The organism is Rhizobium sp. R634 (assembly GCF_002211305.1).
Taxonomy (GTDB): domain Bacteria; phylum Pseudomonadota; class Alphaproteobacteria; order Rhizobiales; family Rhizobiaceae; genus Rhizobium.
In genome coordinates, this window is sequence record NZ_LOKW01000013.1 from 22249 (window position 1) to 43599 (window position 21351).

General features: G+C 61.1%; 18 protein-coding genes and 1 pseudogene. 11 read left to right on the forward strand and 8 right to left on the reverse strand.

Translation table 11 applies throughout. The features are described from left to right. The first annotated feature begins 16 nt into the window (after window positions 1-16). The 4 genes and pseudogenes from ATY77_RS17100 to ATY77_RS17115 all read left to right on the forward strand — a co-directional run. A complete protein-coding gene (locus tag ATY77_RS17100) occupies window positions 17-1210 on the forward strand; it encodes a DUF262 domain-containing protein (RefSeq protein ID WP_088688275.1) in 1194 nt (397 codons plus the stop codon). Beyond that, window positions 1179-2330, forward strand: a complete 1152-nt coding sequence (locus ATY77_RS17105) for a DUF3696 domain-containing protein (protein ID WP_088688276.1) — start codon at window positions 1179-1181, stop codon at window positions 2328-2330. Before ATY77_RS17100 ends, ATY77_RS17105 begins: the two co-directional genes overlap by 32 nt. Window positions 2331-2336: 6 nt before the next feature. Further along, on the forward strand, window positions 2337-3296 hold the full coding sequence (locus tag ATY77_RS17110) for a hypothetical protein (RefSeq protein ID WP_141103944.1): 960 nt from the start codon (window positions 2337-2339) through the stop codon (window positions 3294-3296). Between the two features lie 287 nt (window positions 3297-3583). Then, window positions 3584-3820 (forward strand): annotated as a pseudogene (locus ATY77_RS17115) (SDR family oxidoreductase); the annotation flags it as partial. 251 nt (window positions 3821-4071) lie between these two features. On the opposite strand, the gene ATY77_RS17120 reads toward ATY77_RS17115, so the two are convergent. From ATY77_RS17120 to ATY77_RS17140, 5 genes are all read right to left on the reverse strand, one after another. Next, window positions 4072-6204 (reverse strand): beta-galactosidase, encoded by a 2133-nt coding sequence (locus tag ATY77_RS17120; RefSeq protein ID WP_088688278.1) that lies wholly within the window; start codon window positions 6202-6204, stop codon window positions 4072-4074. A 14-nt stretch (window positions 6205-6218) separates the two neighbouring features. Then, the gene (locus ATY77_RS17125) at window positions 6219-7364 is read right to left on the reverse strand and encodes an ABC transporter ATP-binding protein (protein ID WP_088688279.1); all 1146 of its coding nucleotides are present in this window, start codon (window positions 7362-7364) and stop codon (window positions 6219-6221) included. A gap of 37 nt (window positions 7365-7401) precedes the next feature. Further along, window positions 7402-8253: a carbohydrate ABC transporter permease gene (locus tag ATY77_RS17130; RefSeq protein WP_088688280.1), complete on the reverse strand. Its 852-nt coding sequence runs from the start codon at window positions 8251-8253 to the stop codon at window positions 7402-7404. Further along, window positions 8253-9137 (reverse strand): sugar ABC transporter permease, encoded by an 885-nt coding sequence (locus tag ATY77_RS17135; protein ID WP_088688281.1) that lies wholly within the window; start codon window positions 9135-9137, stop codon window positions 8253-8255. The genes ATY77_RS17130 and ATY77_RS17135 overlap by 1 nt, the downstream gene beginning before the upstream one ends. Window positions 9138-9590: 453 nt before the next feature. Continuing rightward, complete coding sequence (locus ATY77_RS17140) at window positions 9591-10877, reverse strand: ABC transporter substrate-binding protein (RefSeq protein WP_088688282.1); 1287 nt, start codon at window positions 10875-10877, stop codon at window positions 9591-9593. Between the two features lie 202 nt (window positions 10878-11079). Here ATY77_RS17140 and ATY77_RS17145 point away from each other — a divergent pair, with 202 nt between their 5' ends. The 4 genes from ATY77_RS17145 (at window position 11080) to ATY77_RS17160 (ending at window position 14224) form a co-directional block, all read left to right on the forward strand. Beyond that, window positions 11080-12288 (forward strand): ROK family protein, encoded by a 1209-nt coding sequence (locus tag ATY77_RS17145; protein ID WP_088688283.1) that lies wholly within the window; start codon window positions 11080-11082, stop codon window positions 12286-12288. Window positions 12289-12420: 132 nt separating this feature from the next. Then, entirely contained in the window at window positions 12421-13335 is a 915-nt protein-coding gene (locus ATY77_RS17150) for an ankyrin repeat domain-containing protein (protein WP_088688284.1), read from the forward strand. 114 nt (window positions 13336-13449) lie between these two features. Continuing rightward, window positions 13450-13716, forward strand: coding sequence for a DUF2277 domain-containing protein (locus tag ATY77_RS17155; RefSeq protein ID WP_088688285.1), 267 nt, complete (start codon window positions 13450-13452; stop codon window positions 13714-13716). 121 nt (window positions 13717-13837) lie between these two features. Continuing rightward, window positions 13838-14224: a cupin domain-containing protein gene (locus tag ATY77_RS17160; protein ID WP_088688286.1), complete on the forward strand. Its 387-nt coding sequence runs from the start codon at window positions 13838-13840 to the stop codon at window positions 14222-14224. Between the two features lie 15 nt (window positions 14225-14239). Here the strand turns inward: ATY77_RS17160 and ATY77_RS17165 are convergent, their stop codons facing one another. Then, the gene (locus ATY77_RS17165) at window positions 14240-15046 is read right to left on the reverse strand and encodes a dienelactone hydrolase family protein (RefSeq protein ID WP_245314355.1); all 807 of its coding nucleotides are present in this window, start codon (window positions 15044-15046) and stop codon (window positions 14240-14242) included. A gap of 756 nt (window positions 15047-15802) precedes the next feature. Between ATY77_RS17165 and ATY77_RS17170 the strand changes: the two genes are divergently transcribed. After that, complete coding sequence (locus tag ATY77_RS17170) at window positions 15803-17233, forward strand: hypothetical protein (RefSeq protein WP_141103945.1); 1431 nt, start codon at window positions 15803-15805, stop codon at window positions 17231-17233. A 56-nt stretch (window positions 17234-17289) separates the two neighbouring features. After that, a complete protein-coding gene (locus ATY77_RS17175; protein ID WP_088688289.1) occupies window positions 17290-17904 on the forward strand; it encodes a 3'-5' exonuclease in 615 nt (204 codons plus the stop codon). Between the two features lie 105 nt (window positions 17905-18009). On the opposite strand, the gene ATY77_RS17180 is transcribed toward ATY77_RS17175, so the two are convergent. Together ATY77_RS17180 and ATY77_RS17185 are read right to left on the reverse strand one after the other, a co-directional pair. Beyond that, the gene (locus tag ATY77_RS17180) at window positions 18010-18462 is read right to left on the reverse strand and encodes a DUF4168 domain-containing protein (RefSeq protein ID WP_088688294.1); all 453 of its coding nucleotides are present in this window, start codon (window positions 18460-18462) and stop codon (window positions 18010-18012) included. 159 nt (window positions 18463-18621) lie between these two features. Then, entirely contained in the window at window positions 18622-19485 is an 864-nt protein-coding gene (locus ATY77_RS17185) for a DMT family transporter (RefSeq protein WP_088688295.1), read from the reverse strand. A gap of 170 nt (window positions 19486-19655) precedes the next feature. Between ATY77_RS17185 and ATY77_RS17190 the strand changes: the two genes are divergently transcribed. Further along, on the forward strand, window positions 19656-21077 hold the full coding sequence (locus tag ATY77_RS17190) for a PLP-dependent aminotransferase family protein (RefSeq protein ID WP_088688290.1): 1422 nt from the start codon (window positions 19656-19658) through the stop codon (window positions 21075-21077). Window positions 21078-21351: the final 274 nt, after the last annotated feature.

The window sequence follows — 21351 nt, forward strand, 5'->3', positions numbered from 1 at the left end:
CTCTTGGGATAGCTTGATGACCACTATTACGGCTTACATGGCAGATCCGCCGGTGCAAAGCGATTTGGTTTCGGAAACCGAAGCCGAAGAAATCGATTCCACCATAGTAATTGAGCGACCGTTTGATCCAAGCAAGATCAAAGTTACGACGGACAAAAAAAACGTCGATCTTTTGGTGCGGAGAATTGATCACGGAGAGATTGATCTCGCCCCTGAATTTCAAAGGCGTGCAAGGGTTTGGCCTATTCACAGGCGAAGCCAACTTATTGAGTCACTTCTCTTGCGAATTCCTCTTCCTGTATTTTACGTATCGGCGGACGCAATTGACAACTGGGCTGTGGTCGACGGCCTCCAACGAATTACGACTATATATGACTTCGTAAAGGGTGCTTTTGTCCTATCGGGGCTTGAGTATCTTACTGCGTTGGAAGGCAAAGGGTTCACCGATCTTGATCGCTCCATGAAAAGAAGAATCGAGGAGACGGAACTCGTAATCAACGTGATCCAACCCGGAACCCCCGAAGAGGTAATGATCAACATATTTAAGCGGATCAATACCGGGGGTATTCCGCTCAACGGTCAAGAAATCAGGAACGCGTTGAATAAAGGGCCTGTGAGAGATTACCTGAAGACTCTGGCGTCAACTCCCTTATTCGTCTCGGCGACAGATAACTCCATCTCCGATGCACGCATGGAGGGGCAAGAAATGGTCCTGAGATTCCTAGCTTTCACCATGACACCGTATCAAGACTATAGAGTGAATGATCTTGATACGTTCTTAAATGATGCGATGAGAAAATTAAATGCCATGTACATAGAACAGCGAGAGGAACTCGTCCAAATATTTCTACGATCGATGAGTCTCGCTCGTACTATCTTTGGCGAGTATGCCTTCCGTAAGCCTCGCTTCGATCAGCATGGAAACGCTCTTTCGTCACGCAATCCCATAAGTAAGCCGCTCTTCGAAGCTTGGGCAGTAGCTCTCAGCGCCTTGAACGCCAATGAAGCGAAGGCTGCAATTTCTAAAGCAGAGGCTATCCGTGTTCAATTTTATGATCTGGTTAAAAAGGACCCTGAGTTTGTTACAGCAATCTCTTATTCGACAGGTGTTCCCGGGCGCGTCTTCAAACGCTTTAACTCCGTGGAACAATTGCTGAATAAAGCTGTAGGAGGGGCTGATGCTCGAACAATTATCGATCCGAAATTTTAAATGTATCGCCGAAGCGACTATAAGGATGGGATCAATAACCCTTCTAGCTGGCTTAAACGGCGCCGGAAAAAGCAGTGTAATTCAGTCCTTATTAACGCTCAGACAATCTGCTCGATCTGGAGATTTGGCGCGCGGTTACCTGAGAACCTCTGGAGAGCTTGTCGACCTTGGCACGCCAACAGATGTTTTATACGAGGACGCCGACAAAGACTCAATTGAGATCGAGATCAGCGGCGACGGAGCGAATGGACCAGCGCGCTTCCAATTCGATGTCTTTGGCGAGAGTGGCTTCGCTAAGGCCGCAGATTTCGTGAAACATACGACCGCCCTGAACATCGCCTCATCGCTATCTACTCTGGGGCTTGTGTTACTGGATGTAGCACCGAGTCAGCAACTATTTCACTACCTAAACGCGGAACGAGTTGGACCTCGAAAGTACGGTCCAATGTCGGCTACACAACGGAGAGAGTTTTACCTCGGGACGCGAGGCGAATTCACTTTGCACGCGCTCTATGAACATCTGGGGCAAACCGTTGGGGAACCAGATGATCTGAGGCGGATCAGCGAGAATAGTGCTAGGCTCGATGACCAAGTTGAAGCCTGGCTTGCTGAAATTAGTCCAGGCGCACGTCTGAATCTATCTCCCTTCGAGCAGGCAGACTTGATGGTCGGAACGTTCTCGTTCGCCGAGCAAGGCACTTTGAGAAGCCGCCAATTTCGCTCGACTAATGTTGGCTTTGGGCTCAGCTATGTTCTTCCGGTGATTGTTGCACTCCTTAGCTGCGAGAGCGGTGGTGTTGTGCTCCTTGAAAACCCGGAGGCGCATATTCATCCCGGCGGTCAAACTCGGCTCGGCGAACTTTGCGCATTCGCTGCGGCCGCTGGCGTACAGATAATAGTCGAAACCCATTCCGACCACTTCATGGACGGCATTCGCATTGCTGTGCGAAAAGGCATCCTCGCCCCAGAAGCGTGTGCCTTCCACTACTTTGAGAGAATTGGTACCCGCACCGAAATAAGCTCGCCCGAATTGGACAAAAATGGAAGGCTTTCATCATGGCCTCAGGGCTTTTTTGATCAGCATCGCCGCAATGCAGCGAAACTCGTAAAGCCGCTGTGAGGACACGTGAATTACATCTTCAACCGCGCCTCTGTGACGCCAAGATTCTCATCCACGACAGCAGCACAAAGCGATTTATCGAGGTTATTGACGGCATTGGCGGCGGTCGATGCAACAGAGGGCGAACTTCCCTTGCTGCGCATCCACGACGATCCGTGGGCTTTTCAAATTGCCGAGCAAGGAGGCGTCTTTCAGAGTCTAGGAGACGTTGCTACCTCGCTCTATGAGGTTGATTATGAACTTGGTGAATATTTTACCGCATTGCAGAGAATGACGCCTTCAGACGCCGATTTCGACGATGAAACCGTTAATCTAATTTTGAACATCGACGTTGAATCACCTGCCGACGGCCACGCTAATTGCTTCCCGAAGGCGGTGATCGCTAAGGATGATGCAGTTCTTTGCACTGTCGGCTCAAATATTCTCGTCGGCTTTTTGCGCGATGGTGAATGGAGTTTGGATCATCTAGCCTTCCACTCGGGCGGGCAAGATTTCGTTGTCGATCACATTGCAACAATCGAACACGCAACGGCTTTTATCGAGCGCAGCAGAAACACTGCACGAAGCCACCTAACCGCTCGTACATTTTGGGAGAACAAAGCGCTGGCTTTTCCTAATCTTACGTTTGGAACACAAATTGAAGACAACCTAAAAAAATTCAGTGGCCAAATGCTCAAACTGCTCTTTTTACGGTTAGCGGACTTGGACAAACGAACCTCCGACTGGAAGACAACCGGCACCTTTCCAGACGCGATGCCTCCGATAACGGGAGAAAGCGGGCCTACAATGGCTAAGTATGGAGATACTCGGAAGTTTAAAGATGAAGCAGGAGATATCGAAATATTTGAAGAACATATTTGGGTAGACAGCCTACATAGGATACATCTTTTAAAAGAACCAAAAACCAAAACTATAAAGATCGGATATATTGGACGACATCTACCAACGATAAAACATCGGACGTAGTGGCATTTTGGAAGGCGACCGGGTTATCCGGGAGACATAATTTCGGGATTGAGCATTTTCCTGGCATCGAAGAGGCCATTTGCGCCGGGTGCGGCGCGACTGCGGACGTCGAGCTCGATATTGAGGTTTTCGTAGAAGTGGCCGGCCACATTTCGCGGTTGCCGATCTTGAAGCGGCGCTGTCAGCGATGGACGGCGGGATGACTCGCTCAAACTGAACACCGCTCCCATCAGCGTGTTCGTCCGCTACCTCAGCCTGCTTGCCGAGGCGGCTGCAGCACTGGCCTTACGGCCGCGCGCGAGTGGGCTGCGGACAAGATCACCGTCAATAACGTCCTGCCGGTAGCTGAAACATGGGGACCGGAAGCCAATGTTCCCCCACCGACAAACCCACTCGGCCGTTACGGCTCACCGGAAGAAGACATCGCGCCGGACGTTCTCTTCCTCGCGAGCAAGGACACGCAATTCCTGACGGGCTACACCCTCACGCCCGATGGCGGCTTGATCATCGATAGCGCCCGCTGAGACCGCAGAGCGGCGCCGGCCGTGACGTGAAGTTCGATTTTGACGTCAGCTATGGCAGCCCCCTCATCCGGCTGCCGCCACCTTCTCCCCGCTGGGGAGAAGGGGGATGCCGCGATGCCGCCAATCCCTAAAACTGCAGAGAATGGGCGTGTGACGCCGCTGCGACTCCCCTTCTCCCCGCCGGGGAGAAGGTGGCGGCAGCCGGATGAGGGGGCCACCGGCACTGCCTACATTATCTCTGTTCTACGCCCTCACCCTTCCACCTCGACAATCGCACACCCATACCCCGAAAGCTCCAGCGTCCCCCTCACCGCCTTTTCCCCATCCAGCAGATCCCGCCCGGCCGGCACGCCGCCAACCACCGCAGCCTGATCCGTATAATTCTGCACAAACAGCAGCCGCCGCGCGTCGTTCATCCGCATCGTCACCTCCACGCCCTCGGGCAGCTTGCCGACCAGCGGTTCCACGCCGGCGGGCGTAAACAGGCGTTCGGTCAGCGCTTCGGTCAGCTCAGGCGTGAGGTAGGTGCCGAGATAGACCACCTGCCCCTTGCCGACCTTGCGCGAGGTCGCCATCGCCTGGCCTTCGGCGTAGCGGTTGGACCAGGCGGCGATCACTTCGACGTCGGGATCGACGGTCAGGTTTTCGTAGAAGTGGCCGGCGGTCAGTTCGCGGTTGCCGAGCTTGAAGCGGCGCTGGCGGCGGTTGCTTTCGGCCGGTCTGTTCGGCGGGATGACGAGGCCGCCGGAGCGTTCCATCACGTCGAACAGGCCGTTGGCGCCCGGTGCGGCCAGGCGGCCGAAATCCTCGACGCGCACGCCGGTGAGCTTCGAAAGTGCCGTGCCCGGCGCAGTTTCGCGGATGACGTGGTTATCCTCGTTGCGGGTGCCGGTGCGCGCGCCGATAACGACGGTGCCGCCGGAGGCCGCGAAGGCTTCGAGCCTCGCCGTCCATTCGTCCTTCCACATCACCCAGTGGGGGACATAGAAGAGCTTCAGCCTGGAAAGATCGTCCTCGGGATGGATGAAGCCGCAGGCGATGCCGCGGTCGTAGCAATATTGGTGCATGAGGATCGCATCGTCCTGCGGGCTCGGCAGGCCGATCGGATAGGTCTTGTGGGCTTCCTGATTGTCGAAATCGGAGCCGGCGATGCCAACATCCATGCGCACATAGGTGCCGAGGATCTTCGGCTGCAGCGCGATCATCTCGCTTGCGAAGCGGCTGGCCTCCTCATAGCGGTGGCGGCCGATATCGTCATGGTCGATGATGCCCATCCAGTAGATCTCGGCGCCGAAATGGGCCGGCCGCCAGCGGAAGAACATCAGGCCGTCGGCGCCGTGCGCGACCGAGGAGAGCGCCATGCGGCGCAGTTCGCCCGGCTCCGGCGTCAGCGTGCAGAATCCCGGCTGGCTGCCGAAGCCCGATTGCTGCTCGGGCACGATGTAATTGCCTGAGAAACCGCGGCAGATATCGAGATGCAGCGCCTGCACCTTGGCGTGGTTGCCGAGCCGCATGAACTCGTCATAGAGCATGGGATAGATGTCGTAGCCGACGAAATCGAGATCCTTGCTGAACTGGCCGCGGAAATCGATGTCCCGCAAGCCGCCGAGATTGTGGAAGACGAACCAGGCGGGTTTCACCGCGCGCAGGATCTCCACCTGGTCGTGCTGGAAGCGCGCCGTCGAGAAGGCGAGGAAGCGGTGGTAATCCTGCAGATGGCCAGGGCTCGGGAAGGTCGGGCCGAACTCGATCGGCAGCACCACCTGATCGAAGCTGTCATAGGCCGTCGCCCAGAAATCGCCGCCCCAGGCGCGGTTGAGCTCGGCGATCTCGCGGTATTTGTCGGCGAGGAACAGCTGGAATTCGCTGAGCGTCGCCTTGGAAAAGCTCTCCGGCATGCTGGTGTTGAGCTCATTGTCTGTCTGCCAGCCGACAACGAAAGGATTGTCGCGGTAGTGCTCGGCCATCGCCCTTGTGATGCGCTTGCTGTGCTCGCGAAAGACCGGGCTTGCCGTATCGCAGTGCTGGCGCGAGCCGTGGCTCATCGGCCGGCCCTTGCCGTCGACCCTTAAAATTTCAGGGTGGGCTGCTGTCAGCCAGCGCGGTGGGGTGGCCGTCGGCGTGCACATGATCGTATCGATGCCGTGGCGGCCGAGGATTGCTATGGCGCGGTCGAAGAGATCGAAATTGTAGGTGCCGAGCTTCGGCTCGAGAATATGCCAGGCGAATTCGGCCATGCGCACCACGTTGAAGCCGGCTTTCGCCATGCGCTCGGCATCGCGCTCCCAATAGCTTTCATCGACATGCTCGGGATAATGCGGGACGCCGACGAGAAAGCGGTCGGTCTTGACGGTGTTCCATACGGAGAGGGTCTTGTCGGACACGGGGCTGGTCTTTCCTATTTGTCGAGAATGGTCTTGCGGGCGCTGATCGTGCGGCCGCCATCGGGAGCAAAGAGATAGAGCTCGCCGGCATCGAGCTTCAGCGCCACCTTCTGGCCGGCGGCGAAGGGCGCGACGTAGCTGAGCTGCGCGGTGATGTTGCCGGTGCCGCTTTCCGACGCGATGGTCTGGAGATTGCCGGCATCGACATAGAGAATGGTCTCGCGGCCGAGATGCTCGACGAGGCGCACCTCGCCGTGAACAGCCCCGCTCTCGCTGCCCTCGGCGACCACCGAGATCGCCTCCGGCCGCACGCCGAGCGTGAGCCCCGTACCTTTGGCCACCGTCGTCGGCTGCGACAGCTCCACCGTCAGCGGCGAGAGGCCGGGCGCGGAAACCGTGACATGACGGCCGGAGACGGCATCGATGGTGACGCCGAGGAAATTCATGCGCGGGGCACCGAGGAAGCCGGCGACGAAGAGATTGTCGGGGTTGCGGTAAAGCTCCAGCGGCGATCCCACCTGCTCGATGATCCCCTGATTGAGCACGACGATGCGGCTTGCCATGGTCATCGCCTCCACCTGGTCGTGGGTGACATAGACCATGGTGGCGCCGAGCTGGGCATGCAGGCTGCTGAGTTCGACGCGCATCTGGGTGCGCAGCGCCGCATCGAGGTTCGACAGCGGCTCGTCGAACAGGAAAACCTCCGGCGAGCGGGTGATCGCCCGGCCGATCGCCACGCGCTGGCGCTGGCCGCCTGATAGTTGCTTCGGCCGCTTGTCGAGCTGGTCTGTGATGCGCAGGATCTTGGCGGCGCGCGCAACCGCCGCATCGATCTCGGCCTTCGGGCGCTTGGCCATGCGCAGGCCGAAGCCCATATTCTCCGCCACCGTCATATGCGGATAAAGCGCATAGGACTGGAAGACCATGGCGATGCCGCGATCGCCCGGCTCCTGCCGGCTGACATCGCGGCCGTTGATCACGATCTGGCCCGACGAGATCGTCTCCAGCCCGGCGATGGATTTCAAGAGCGTGGACTTGCCGCAGCCGGACGGGCCGACCATGACGATGAACTCGCCTTGCGCGACGGAGAGATCGATGCCGCGCAGCGCATGATAGGCGCCGTAATTCTTGTTGATCTCTCGGAGTTCGAGACTGGTCATATCCTGGCCCTCTCTTGTTGAAACGGAAGACGCCGGCTCATCCCTTCACCGCGCCCATGGTGAGGCCGGCGATGAAATGCCGCTGCATCAGGAAGAACATGATGACGGGCGGCACGGCGACGATGATCGTGCCGGCCGAAACCAGGTTCCAGGCCGAGACCCATTCGCCGCGCAGATTGGCAAGGCCCGCCGTCACAGGCTTGACGCTGTCGCTGACGGTCAGCACCACGGCCCAGAAATAATCGTTCCAGACGAAGGTGAAGATCAGGATGGCAAGGGCCGCGAGCGCCGGCCGCACCAGCGGGATCACCACATGGATCAGCGTCTGGAAGGGCGAAGCGCCCTCGGCGCGCGCCGCCTGGAACAGCTCGTCGGGAAGCGCCGCGATGAAATTGCGCATGAAGAGCGTCGCAAAGCCCGTCTGGAAGGCGACGTGGAAGATGATCAGCGCCATCGTCGTATCGATCAGGTCGAGCCTCACCATCAGGTCGCGCACCGGGATCATCATGATCTGGTGCGGCAGGAAATTGCCGCCGACGAAGAGCGCGAAGATCAGCATGTTGCCGGGAAAGCGGTAGCGCGACAGCACGAAGCCCGCGAGCGTCGACAGCACCAGCACGCCGAGCACGGAAGGGATGGTGATGATCAGGCTGTTCAGAAAATAGCGCGCCATCGGTGTGTCGGTGAAGACGGCCCGGTAATTGTCGATGAGGCCGATCTCGGTCGGCCAGCCCCAGAGATTGCCGCCCATCACGTCAGCCGTCGAGCGGAAGGAGGTGAGGATGATGGCAAAGAGCGGGCAGAGCCAGAGGATGAGCACGATGACGACGGTCAAGACATAGAACCGGCGCTGCCAGACGGCACTTTCGGGAATGGGACGAGGATACATCAGCCTCCCCTCTCTTCGCTGCGGATGATGTGGGTGAGATACCAGGCGATGAAGACGGCCATGATCACGAAGAGCACCGAGGCGATCGCCGCGCCGTAGCCGAAGCGGTAGGAGAAGATCGACTGCTCGTACATCTGGTAGGCGAGCACCGAAGACGAGCCGAACGGCCCGCCCGAGGTCATCACCGAGATCATGTCGAAGGAGCGAAGCGCGCCGACGACGGTGACGGCGATGGCGATGAAGGTGACCTGCGTCAGCTGCGGCAGCACGATGTGGCGCAGCATGTTCCAGCCCCGCGCCCCATCGACGCGCCCTGCCCCGATCAGCTCTTCGCTCAGATTATTGAGGCCGGCGAGATAAAGCACCATGCAGAAGGTGATCTGCGGCCAGAGTGCCGCGATGACGATCGCGAAGGTGACGAAATGCTCGTCCGACAGCACCGCCGGCGCCACCGCCCCGAAAGCCCGGAAGATCAGCGCCAGCAGCCCGAACTCCGGCGTATAGACCCAGGTGAAGACGACCCCGACCGTGACGGACGCCAGCACCAGCGGAATGAAGAACAGCGACTTCAGGAAGCGCATGCCCGCGATCTTCTGGTTCACCAGAAGCGCAATCGCGAGCCCGATCGGCGGCGCCGCCATGAACATGACAAGCCAGATCAGATTGTTCTTCAGCGACACGTAGAATTGCGGATCGTTGTAGAGCTCGACGTAATTGCCGAGCCCGATCCACACCATCGGCCCGAACCCGTCCCACTCGTGAAAACTGATCCACACGCTCCTGACCGCCGAGAGCAGGATGACGGTGAAGAACAGCACGATACCGGGCGCGATAAGCAAAGTCGGGGTAAGCCACCAACGCTGGCGGCGCCATAATGTCTGCATCTCTGGAGCCTCAAATTATTTCGGGAGCGGGCTGATGCCAGCCAACACCGCTAACAAGATCGGGCCACTCGCTCCTTCGTCATGCTCGGGCTTGTCCCGAGCATCTGCCCCCGTTCGATAGGGCAGCAGATCCTGGCCGAGGATGACGTCGAGTGGAGGGCAACGTATCGGACTTCCGACGAAGGCCACCAACCCCTCCTCCCGTCATGCTCGGCTTGTGCCCCGAGCATCTAACCCCGTTCGATGGGGCAGCAGATCCTCGGCACAAGGCCGAGGATGACGTCGAGTGAAGGGCAACGTATCGGACTGCCGGCAAAGCCCACCACCCCTCCTTCGTCATGCTCGGGCTTGTCCCGAGCATCTGCCCCGTTCGATAGGGCAACAGATCCTCGGCACAAGGCCGAGGATGACGTCGAGCAAGGAGCGCGCTCCGTCAGCAAACTGGCACACCCATCAAATCTTATAAATCCGCTTCCGCGTCCCCTCGAGCCGCGTCAGGATCGCCTTGCGCCGGTCGGGCTTGGCCATAAACTCCTGGAAGCCGACGAGGCCGGCCTGGGCCATGTCGGGGTCGCTGTCGCGGTCGTAATATTGCGAGGTGCCCTGCGCCGTCTTCATCGTCTCGACGGCGACGTTGACGAGCGGATCCTTGCTCGCAGGCAGGTCGTGACGCGGCGGCACGTTGCCGCCCGGCTCCAGATAGGCCGCCAGATTCTCCGGCTTGTAGAAATAGGCGAGGAAATCGCGCGCGCCCTGCTTATTCTTCGCCTTGGCGGGAATGTGGATCGAATTGACCGAGAACTCCTCGAAATGACCGACCTTGGCGTCGAGCACCGGGAAGGTGGCGTAGCCGAGCTGCGGCAGGTCCGCTTCGGTGAAGGCGGAACGCAGGAAGGCGCCGAGGTTCATCATGCCGGCCTTCTTCTGCGCCAGCAGCGCCGCGGCCTCCTGCCAGCCGAAGGAGGTGTGGTTCGGCGTGAAGAAGCCCTTTGATATCATCGCCTCCCACTGGTCGAAGACATCAGTCAGCGACGGATCGAGATAGCTCATCTCGCCGTTCATCAGCGCCATGTGCTTGTCGAGCCCGTTGATGCGCAGGTTCATCTGGTCGAACCAGCCGGCCGCCGGCCACAATTCCTTGGTGCCGATCGCGATCGGCGTGATGCCGGCCGCCTTGCACTTCTCGCCATAGGCCATGAAGTCCTCGGCGGTCTTCGGCACCGTCAAGCCGTACTGCTCGAACACATCCTTGCGGTAGAACATGCCCCAGAGCGTGCCGCCGGTGGGAAGGCCGTATTGTTTGCCGTCCTCGGTGACGGCGCCGGCCGTCGCCCCCAGCACGTCCTTGTATTTTTCCTTCTCGAACAGGTCGGAAATATCGTCGAACAGGCCGCGCTTGACGAAGGCGCGCATGCGGTTGCCCGAAAACCAGGAGCAAACATCCGGCGCGCCGGCGACGAGATAATTGCGGATCGCCGTCTTGTGGGCCTCGTGGTCCATATTGTTGATCACGACGTTGACGCCGGTCTCCTTGGTGAAGCCCGCCGCGATCGCCTTCAGCGCGTCGAGTGCGGCGCCGTTGTTTTCGGCAGAGATCATCGTGACCTCCTGCGCCTGCGCGATCGCCGGGATCGGAAAGCCGCCGGTGGCCACACCGGTGACCGCGGCCGCGGAAACGGCGCCCGCCCCTTTCAGGAAGCTTCTGCGGGTGGTCTCGGGAAATTGCTTCGAAAATGCCATTGAATTCCTCCCAGTTGATCGATCAACACCGCCCGGCCCAAGCCGCCCCCTCCTTGGAACGCGCTCGATCAGGCATTCAACGCGCCGTTCGCCCTGCGATGCCTGGCGTACAATCGCCCCGGCTTCAGTTGATCGGCGGGCGAACTTATGCATAGATTGAGCGAGCCCGCAATAATTAATTTACAAAATTAAGGAATGCATCGTGAAGCTGAAAGGCGACCAGACCACGGCGAGAGCCATGAACCGACGCCTCATCCTCAACCTTCTCAGACGCGAAGGGCCGAGGAGCCGCGCCGATATCGCCACCGTCATCGGCCTCTCCCCGGCCGCCGTCACCTTCGTTGTTTCAGACCTTCTGGAGGAAGGCATCGTCACCGAGGGCAAGGCCGTGCCCGGCCCCGCCGGCCGCCGGCCGATCCCCGTCGAGATCAATTACGAGCATTCGCTCGCGCTCGGCTTCAAGCTGATGGTGGATTCGGTGGAGTGCGTCGCGACCGACCTCGCCACCAACCCCGTCGCCGCCATGCGCGTCGGCCTGGAGGGCCACGATCCTAACTATGTCGCCGATCTCCTGGCGGGCACCGTGCCCGAGCTGGTCAAGCTCGCCGGCCGGCCGAAGGCCAGGCTCGCCGGCATCGGCATCTCCATGCCCGGCGTCATCAACCACGAACAGACCGCCTGCGTGCGCAGCCACCGCTTCCAATGGGACAACGTGCCGCTCGCCTCGCTGGTCGCCGCCCGCGTCCACGTGCCGGTCTGGCTGGAGGACGATACCAACGCCTATGCCATCGCCCAGCAGCTCTTCGGCCTCGGCCGCCAGCACCGCAACATGGCCGTGCTCGCCGTCGGCGTCGGCATCAGCTGCGCCCTCGTCATCGACGGCAAGCTCTATCGCGGCGCCAATGGCGCGGCCGGCAAGTTCGGCCACACGCTGTTCGAGGAAGGCGGCCGCCTCTGCGAATGCGGCAAGCGCGGCTGTCTCATGGCCTATCACTCCGAGCTCTCGATGCTGCGCCGCTGGCGTGAGGCGACCGGCCGCGACGACCTCGGCCTGCCCGAACTGCGCTCCGCCCTCGCCTCGGACGACCCCACCGCCACCGCCCTCGTCGGAGACTCCGGCCGCGGCATCGGCACGGCGCTGGCCAACCTCGTCAACGTCACCGACCCCGAAGTCATCGTCGCCGGCGGCGAAGCCGTCTCCCTCGGCGACCATTTCCTCACCCCCCTGCGCGAAGCCCTCACCGCCCGCACCTTCCGCACCGCCCCACCGCTGCTGCCCGACTGGGAAGACAATTCCTGGGCAAGGGGTGCGGCCGCGCTGGTGACGCAAAAGATCTTCGACTTCGAATCCTCCGGCGGGGTGACGGACATTGCGACGCTTGGGGCGAGAGGTTCGACTTCGGCGGCTTGAGGATGTCTGTTGCTCTGCCAGACAGGGATGCCCTGCAGCCCTTCGTGGAACGCGGTCGGGCGCGCTGCGGACTGTCCAGCCAAAGGGAACGGGTATATAATTCTCCCGCCAAATTAGCCGGGGGAGAGCGAGATGCGCGGGCTGATAGGGGGCATATTCGTCTATTTGAGCGTTCTTGCGATTTCGCACGCCGGTCAGCTTCACGAGGCGGCCAAGAGCGGCGACCTGACCGCGCTTGCGGCGGCGCTCGATCAAGGCGCTGACATCGAGGAGCAGGACAAGGGAGCCACCGCTCTCCTGCTCGCAGTCCGCAGCGGCAATCGCGAAGCGGCGGAATTGCTGATCGCGCGCGGGGCAGACGTGAACAAGCAATCCGGCCTCGGCCTGCCGCTGACGGCGGCCGTCCTCAACAATTCCGCCGATCTCATCCGGTTGCTGTTGGCGCATGGCGCCGACCCCAATACCGTTGTAAGGGGCGAGCACATGCTGCACTTCGCGGTCGCCGGCAACTGTCTCGACTGTGTCAAGCTGTTCGTGGAAGCCGGCGCCGACGTCAACGCCATCTGGGTGCGCGGTGATCCCGCCCGCAACGCCGCCATCGTCACGCCCTATCATCTTGCGAAACACGACGATCATGCCGATATCGCCGACTATCTGCTGGCCCACGGCGTTATCATTGAAAAGCCCGAGCCGATTTCCGCCAAATTGGCAAACGGTGATCCAGCAAAAGGCGCAGCCTTCTTTGCCTCCAAATGCGCCAGCTGTCACGGCAAACGCCCGCAGGACATCCCCTCTTCCAAGGGCCCCAACCTGTGGAACGTCGTCGGACGAGACAAGGCATCGACCAAATACGGCGGCTATTCCAAGACCCTGCTGGCGTGGGACGGCACATGGACCTACGAGGACCTCAACATCTTCATCGCCGGCCCCACCCTCACGACGCCCGGCGTCAACATGGACGTCCGCGGAGCACCCGACGAAACCGACCGACTGAACGTCATCGCCTATCTCAAAACGCTGAGCGACACGCCGGCCCCGCTACCCTGAGCGGCAGGGCCGCCCATTTCCGTGGCCCCCCGTTGCATTTCGCGCCCGCCCGACTACCTTTCAGACAAAGCCGCTCTCCCTTCGGCGGCAATGAAAAACAACCGCGAGCAAGCCATGTGCCGAAACATCAAACCTCTGTTCAATTTCGATCCCCCGGCAACGGACGAGGAGATTCATGATGCCGCACTTCAGTTCGTGCGCAAGCTCAGCGGCACCACCAAGCCGTCGAAGCGCAACGAGGCCGCCTTCGAGCAGGCGGTCGGTTCGATCGCCGCCTGCGCCCGCGAACTGATCGATTCCCTGGAGACCTCCCAACCGCCGCGCGATCGCGAGGAAGTGGCGGCGAAGGCGCGGGCGAAAAGCGCGGTCCGGTTCGCCTGACCCGCCAGATACACTCGCTTACAAAAATGCGAGTTTCCAGACACATCCCTGGTTCAATCATCGGCTGAAATGTCATCGCGGCCAACGAGCCGGCAATGGTCAGTTCAGGAAGGATGACACGATGAAAATGATCCAGGCTATGGCGCTCGCCCTTGCTCTCGGCACTGCTGCCGCAGCGCATGCGGAGCAGCCGCTGCAGCGAACCGATCTCGTCAAGAGCGATATCGATGTGCCCGGCCACGCGGCCGTGCAGGTGCGCGTCGATTTCGCGCCCGGCGTTCTGGCGCCAAGACACGCCCATCCTGGCGAAGAGATCGCCTACGTTCTGGAAGGCACGCTGGAATACCGGCTCGACGGCAGGGAGCCGGTGACGCTTCAAACCGGCCAGTCGCTGTTCATTCCCTCCGGCGTGGTCCACTCGGCCAAAAACGTCGGCAGCGGCAAGGCGTCCGAGTTGGCGACCTATATCGTGCGCAAGGACGAGGCGCTGGTCGTGCCCGCCAAGTGAGCCTTGGGCGGCGTGCTAGAGATAGTTTCGCAGGAAGGTGCGAACGCTGCCGATGGATTTTATGGCGGCGTTCGGATTGTATTTTTCGATATGGCCCAGCACTCTCTTTCCGGCCCTGAATTCCGGCGCGTCGAAATTGTGGTAGGTGCCCCGATAGATCTCAAGCTCGATTGGCGCGCCGTCGTCGCCAAGCGAGGCGAGCCTCTTGCGGCATTGGTCGGCCGGGCTCCAATTGTCCCGATCGCCGGTCAGGATCAGGGTCGGCACCGTCGCATCGCCCTGAGTTGCCGCGCAGCGCGGATAATAGGCAACCGCCGCCTTGAATTTGCGGTCCATCAGCTGTTCGTTGCCCCGGATTTTCGTCCCGTCCAGCGTGACGGTGCCGCCCGTCGAAAACCCCATCAAGGCGACGCGGCTGATATCGACGAAGCGCGATTTCGCCAGATAATCCAGGGCTCCATAGGCGTCGAAGACACGATCGGGAAGAAAGCTCTGGCACGCGTCCTTGATGTTGCGGGTGGTGAAACTGTCGACGACGAGCACGACGTAACCCCAGGAAACCAGCCGCTTCGGCCAAAGATCCTTGACGCTCGACCGCATGCCCTCGCATCCATGTAGGAGGACGACTGCCGGGAATGGGCCGTCCCCTCGCGGGCGAGACAAGTAACCGAGCAATGGCGTCCCTTGCGGTTGAGGGAGCGTTTCCGCCTGTTCTTTCGCCTTGCGTATCCGAAACGGGCTGAGCTTTACCGGGGCGCCTTCGAAGCGCACCAACTCCTCGGCATGCACCGGGCCGGCCTGCGGCACGATGCCGAGACAAATGGCAAAACAGAAGCAAAATCTCGCGATCTGCACTGAACTACCCTCGACCAAAATGTATCGCGCGGCGAGCGAAGGTGCGTTCGACATCGCCTTGCGGCAGGTTAGCCGAATATCCGCAAACGCGCTATTGGCCAGGAGCGGCCGTGACGCGGCCGCGACCTAATATCATCCGCAAAGGGATGCCGTGCAGCCCCCTCATCCGGCTGCCGCCACCTTCTCCCCGAGGGGAGAAGAGACCCGTGGCGATGCCTCGCTTTTTTATCAGTGCCGTTGCTTGGATATGCGATCGGCGCTGCCGCGAGTCTCTTCTCCCCGACGGGGAGAAGGTGCCAGCAGGCGGATGAGGGGCACACGGCACCCCATGGCTATCACCCTGCCTAACGGTCCGCGAATGAGAACCTAGCCCAAACTCATCCGGCCCAAACCACACCGTCAGAACTCATCCCACTGGCCGCCGGCCAGCGCCGCATTGCCCTCTCCAACTCATAGAAGTCTTTGTGTTTTTGCTGCGGCGAAATCCGCCTGGAACAGAAAATTTGAAGCCGCTTCCCTATCGTAGCGATACCCTTTGCTGAAAGAGCCACCGCCTCCGGCAAAGGCTTATTGAACCGCAAGAAACCCACCACCTTCCCGTGTCATCCCCTTGCCGCGCACCCAGCCGCCGCCTATCCTCCGGCCGCGGCAGGGCTCCGAGTCAGGGGCTGCGTTGGGGACCGCCAAGGATTTGACGATGCTATGCATCGCAAAGGAATGACGATGCTTCGCAGAGTGACCGGATTTTTCAGCCTTCTTCTATTGTCCTGCCTCGCCGCACCGGCCCTTGCTGCGGATAAGTCCTGCCCGCAGAGGGAAACGATCCTCGCTTTCAGCGATATCGTGCTTGACGGCCACGACGCCTTGACGCCGTCGGTTGCCGATAGGTTTGGGCCCGAGGCGGCCTATCTCAAGATCCGCTATGCTGGGCTTGGCGATGACGAAACCCGCATTCTGCTGGCGACGGTGCTTAAACGGAGTCCCAAGTCTCAGGCTGCGAACGACCTTGTGTCAGCCTGGTATCTCCACCGCTTGGGCCATAAGGCGCTCCGTGGCGCGGCCGGCGCCGAAAAGTTCGATGAGATAATGTCGGGGCTTCGCATATCCGGCATCCGCGCACTGCTGCTGGATGGTGGCGAGGACCTGCTGATGAAGCGGTTCGCCGCTTTTCCCTTTGTGCCGCTCGACAGTACCGCCGGCCCATTCACCAATGCCGGCGGCGTGATTTCGGCATCGATCGTCGACCAATCGGACGAATTCAAGGAGCGGCTCGTCCGCGCCGCGGAAGCCAATGGCTTGCCCGATATCGCAAACTATGTGGCAGCCAGCGAAAACGACCCTGCGGCATGGGACCGCTTCATTCAGCGCGGCAGTACGAAAGGCAGCAAACTTCGGCCGGAGTTCAACGCTGATTTTGCGCGAGCCATGGTGGGCCAACCCAGAGTAAAGGGAGGCGGATCGCCTGAAAAGGCGCAACTCCACAGCAACGTTATCGGCACGTCTTTCGAACCGGAGCAGAGTTTTCTAGAGCATATTCTGATGCTCGAGAGTGGTTTCGAGATCGGCGATCTCGTTGCCCAACAACTGACGCAGCAGGTCAAGAGCGGTGCGATCAACAGAAGCGGCACGATGGACGTCGCCTGGCTGTTTTCCTATCGAGCTGCCGTAAAGTTGGCCGGGCGACCGGCTCTGGAAGAGGATCTGACTAGGGCCTACTCCGGCGACCGTTATGTAAGGACATCCGACGTCTTTACCATCGGCGACGTCATGGATCGCCTGCTCGCCGTCGCGGCGCTGCAGCCTTATGTGATAGGCAAGACGGACGCCATGCCGTCCAAACCCGAGGATCTATCCGACAAGATCGATTGGCCACGCTGGACTGAAATGGCGACCAAGGTGCGCGATGGCGCCGTCTCGCCGATCCTCGCCGCCGATCTGGAAACCTTCGGCATCGTGACGGAGCTGCTTTTTGCCAAGGGCGATCCCGAGGCTTTGCAGGCCTTCGTCCGGCAGGCGCCGAGCGGTGAAGCCCGCCTCTCCGTCGCCAATGATTTCGCCATGCGCCTCGACCGCGCCTGTGCCGCCTATCTCTACCATCCGGGCGAAGCCTTCACGCTCAGCGGCCGGCCGATCTTCAAATTCGATACGGAGTGAGGGCAACTAATACAGCCCGCAACGGTCGCCCCTGACAAATCCTCGGAGAACTGAAGATGAAGACCGCCATCTTATTCGACTGTGAATATGTTTGCCGCGAAGGATCGCAGCGCAGATTCTGGGCTGCAGCACACGACCCCGATCCCGTCATAGCGCAGATCGGCGCAGTCAAGCTCGGCCTCGAAGGCGAATTTCCGATCCTCGATACGCGCAGGATCTACATCAGGCCCATCGACCGTTTCGGCAGACGATATCCGCTCGATCCTTACTTCACCGATCTGACGGGCATTACCGAAGCGGATATCGACGCTCATGGCGTGGCGCTGGAGGATGCTCTGTCGAGTATGGACCGCTTCTCGGAGGGCGCCCGGTTCTGGTCCTGGGGAAAGGACGAGATGAACATGATGGCGATCAGCTGCTATGTCGCCGGCATCCAGCCCCCCATTCCGGCCCAGAGGTTCGATAACGCCGTCAAGCTTCTGCTGGCCGCCGGCATGCCGATCGAGGATCTGGCAAGGACGCCAAGCAGCAAACTGGCCGACTACTACAGCGTCGAACATCCGCCGCTGAGGGGCCACGACGGCCTCGACGATGCGCTTTCAGTGTCTTACACGCTGCAGCATTTGCTGAGGATCGGGAAACTGAGCCCCGAGGTTTTCGACCGGCTCTGAGGGAAGATCGCACAAGCCGGAGCAATGCCCTGCCAGCAGGCGGGCATTGCGGGAGCGAACGCAGCGCGTCCGCTGCGCCGCCTTCGCGGCGCCTGGGCGCTATGCCTATTGCTGCTGTTGCGGCTGCGCCGGCGACGAACTGCCGACCTTTTCCAGAACCTTCTTGGCGAGGGCCGGGTCGCTCTGCGCCGCCGTCAGGATCGAGGAATATTCCTCGACGGAAATATCCTTGGAGGCCTGGACGGTGTCGACCATCTCTTTCTTGGCCTCCTCCTGCAGCTTCTGCTTTGCGGCCTGATCCTTCGTCGCGTCGATCTTGGCCGAATATTCCTGCCGGACCTTGTCGACCTGCACGTAGGCGACGGCAAAGGCTTCGAGTTTCTTATCGCTGACGGGTGCGGCCGCACCGCTGCCCCCGCCCTGTCCTTGCATCGGCGCCTCGCCCTGTGCGGGCTGCTGCTGCGCCTGGGCCATCTCCACAGCGGATGCCGGGCTGAGAGCAAGCAGGCTGAAAACCGCAGCGGTCATCGTTGCAAGGGATGTGTAACGAGTGATCATCTTCATTCCTTTTCCGGTGATTTCGGTCGATCGCTCAGCGACTGAAAAGGCTGGCGAGGTCGCGACGATGAAGCCTGAAAAGGGCACGATGCGGCGGTAACGGGGCCATTTGCTGACGATTGAGCGGCTGCTTTGTGACCGGCGGCGGGAGTTCGGCCGCTACCGCGCAAACCGCCTCGCCCCGGCCACGCAGACGATCACGCCGACCGTTACGCCGAGCATCGCCCATGTCACCGGCTCGTGCAGCAGGGTGGCGGCGAGCGCCAGGCCGAAGAAGGGCTGGAGCAGCTGCAGCTGGCCGACGGCGGCGATGCCGCCTTGGGAGAGGCCGCGATACCAGAAGATGAAACCGATCAGCATGGAGAACAGCGAGACATAGGCAAGGCCGACGAGTGCCGGCGTTTCGATGCCGGAAAAACTGGCCGGACGATAGAGAAACGCGACCGCGACCATCAGCGGCAGCGACAGCACCAGCGCCCAGGAAATCACCTGCCAGCCGCCGAGCGTGCGCGACAGCCGGCCGCCTTCGGCATAGCCGAGGCCGCAGGCGAGGATCGCCGCCAGCATCAGGAGGTCGCCGACCGGCGATGCGGTCAGCCCCTGCGCCAGCGCAAAACCCGCCACCAGCGCGCTGCCGAGAACAGAGAAAAGCCAGAAGGCCGGCTTCGGCCGCTCGCCGCCGCGGATCACGGCGAAGGTCGCGGTCGCGAGCGGCAGCAGGCCGACGAAGACGATCGAATGGGCTGACGTGACATGCTGCAGCGCCAGCGCCGTCAGCAGCGGAAAGCCCACCACGACGCCGAGCGCGACGACGGCAAGCGAGAGGATATCGCGCCCGGACGGCCGCTTCTCGCGAAAGATGATCAGCAGGCAGAGCGCAAGAAGCCCGGCGATTGCCGCGCGCGCAACGGTCAGGAAGACGGGATCGAACTGCGCCACCGCAACACGGGTCGCCGGCAGCGAGCCGCTGAAGATCACCACCCCGATCAAACCATTGATCCATCCCGCCGTCATGCGCTCCATCATGCATTCCTTCCAAAGTCCATGCCGGCCTTGAGAAGAACGACATGCATAAAAACAACGACCTAAGCGCGCCCCTTGAATCAAATTGGCAAGCGGCGCGCTGCTCACCCTTATCGGCCTGTACGGATGGTCATTACAGTGACGGTCTGATACGATTTCGCAAAACTGTTATGATGCGGAAAGCAGTACGGATGAACGAAGAACTGGCGGGACGCACGCGCGTCGAGATGGTGATCGCGACGATCCGGCAGCGCATCGCCGGGCGCAGCCTGACGCCCGGGGCAAAGCTGCCCTCGGTGCGCGGGCTTGCGGCGAGCATGAAGCTTTCGACCTCGACCGTCGTAGATGCCTATGAGCGGCTGGTCGCCGAGGGCGCGATCGTGTCGCGGCCGGGCTCGGGCTTTTATGTCGCCAACCAGGCGGCACCCTTCGCGCTGGCCGAGGCCGGTCCGAAGCTCGACCGCGCCGTCGATCCTTTCTGGATCTCGCGGCAATCGCTGGAGGCGGGCGACGCCGATCTCAAGCCCGGCTGCGGCTGGCTGCCGCCCTCCTGGCTGCCGGGCGACGGCATGCGCCGGGCGCTCCGAACGCTTGCCCGCAGCGATGGGGCGGCCCTCGCCGATTACGGCTCGCCGCTCGGCCTGCCGCCGCTGCGCCAGCTGATTTCGCGGCGCATGGGCGAACACGGCATCGAGGCTTCGCCGGATCAGATCATGCTCGCCGAGTCAGGCACGCAGGCGATCGACCTCATCTGCCGCTTCCTGCTCGAACCCGGCGATACCGTACTGGTCGACGACCCCTGCTATTTCAACTTCCATGCGCTGCTGCGCGCCCACCGCGCCAAGATCGTCGGCGTGCCCTATACGCCCTCCGGTCCCGACATCGAGCAATTCGCCCAGGTCGTCGCCGAACAGCGGCCGCGGCTCTACATCACCAACTCCGCCATCCACAACCCGACCGGCGCCACGCTCTCTCCCGTCACGGCCCATCGCGTCCTTAAACTCGCCGACCAGTTCGATCTCACCATCATCGAGGACGATATTTTCGCCGATTTCGAATATGCGGCGGCCCCTCGCCTCGCAGCCTTCGACGGGCTCGACCGCGTCATCCATATCGGCAGCTTTTCGAAGACGCTTTCGGCGTCGGCCCGCTGCGGCTTCGTCGCGGCGAAGCCGGAATGGATCGACGGCCTCACCGACCTCAAGATCGCCACCTCCTTCGGCGGCGGCCGGATGACCGCCGAGCTGGTGCTCGCCGTCCTGAGCGACGGCGGCTACCGCAAGCACGTGGAGACGCTGCGGCAGCGCCTCGCCCGGGCGATGACGGAGGTCTCGGCCAAATTGAAAGGCCTCGGCATCACGCCCTGGCTGGAACCCCAGGCCGGCATGTTCCTCTGGTGCCGCCTGCCGGAGGGCATCGACGCGGCTGATGTGGCGCGGGCGGCACTGGAAAGACGGATCGTGCTGGCGCCCGGCAATGCCTTCAGCCTGTCGCAGACCGCGACGGGTTTCATGCGGTTCAATGTGTCTCAGACGCTGGATGGGCGCGTGTTCGAGGTGCTGGGGGATGTGTTGGGGAGGCAGAGAGGGTGAGAGGTAGCCATTTGCGGAATCTTTGAGGTCTGGCACCCAACCTTTCCTCCTTCATGGTCTGGCACCCAACCTTCCCTCCCTCATGGTCTGGCGCCCAACCTTTCCTCCCTTGTATCTGCACGTTAGAGATTTTGTGCGATGGAAGCGATTGCGCCTCTGGCCGGGTGGCCACCCGGCCAGAGGCGTGACGAAGTCGCCCGCCCTCCCTCCGGTTACAACCGTGAATGAGCCTGGGATCTTCGTCATCGTCACGTACGACCGAATAGTCGCTTGG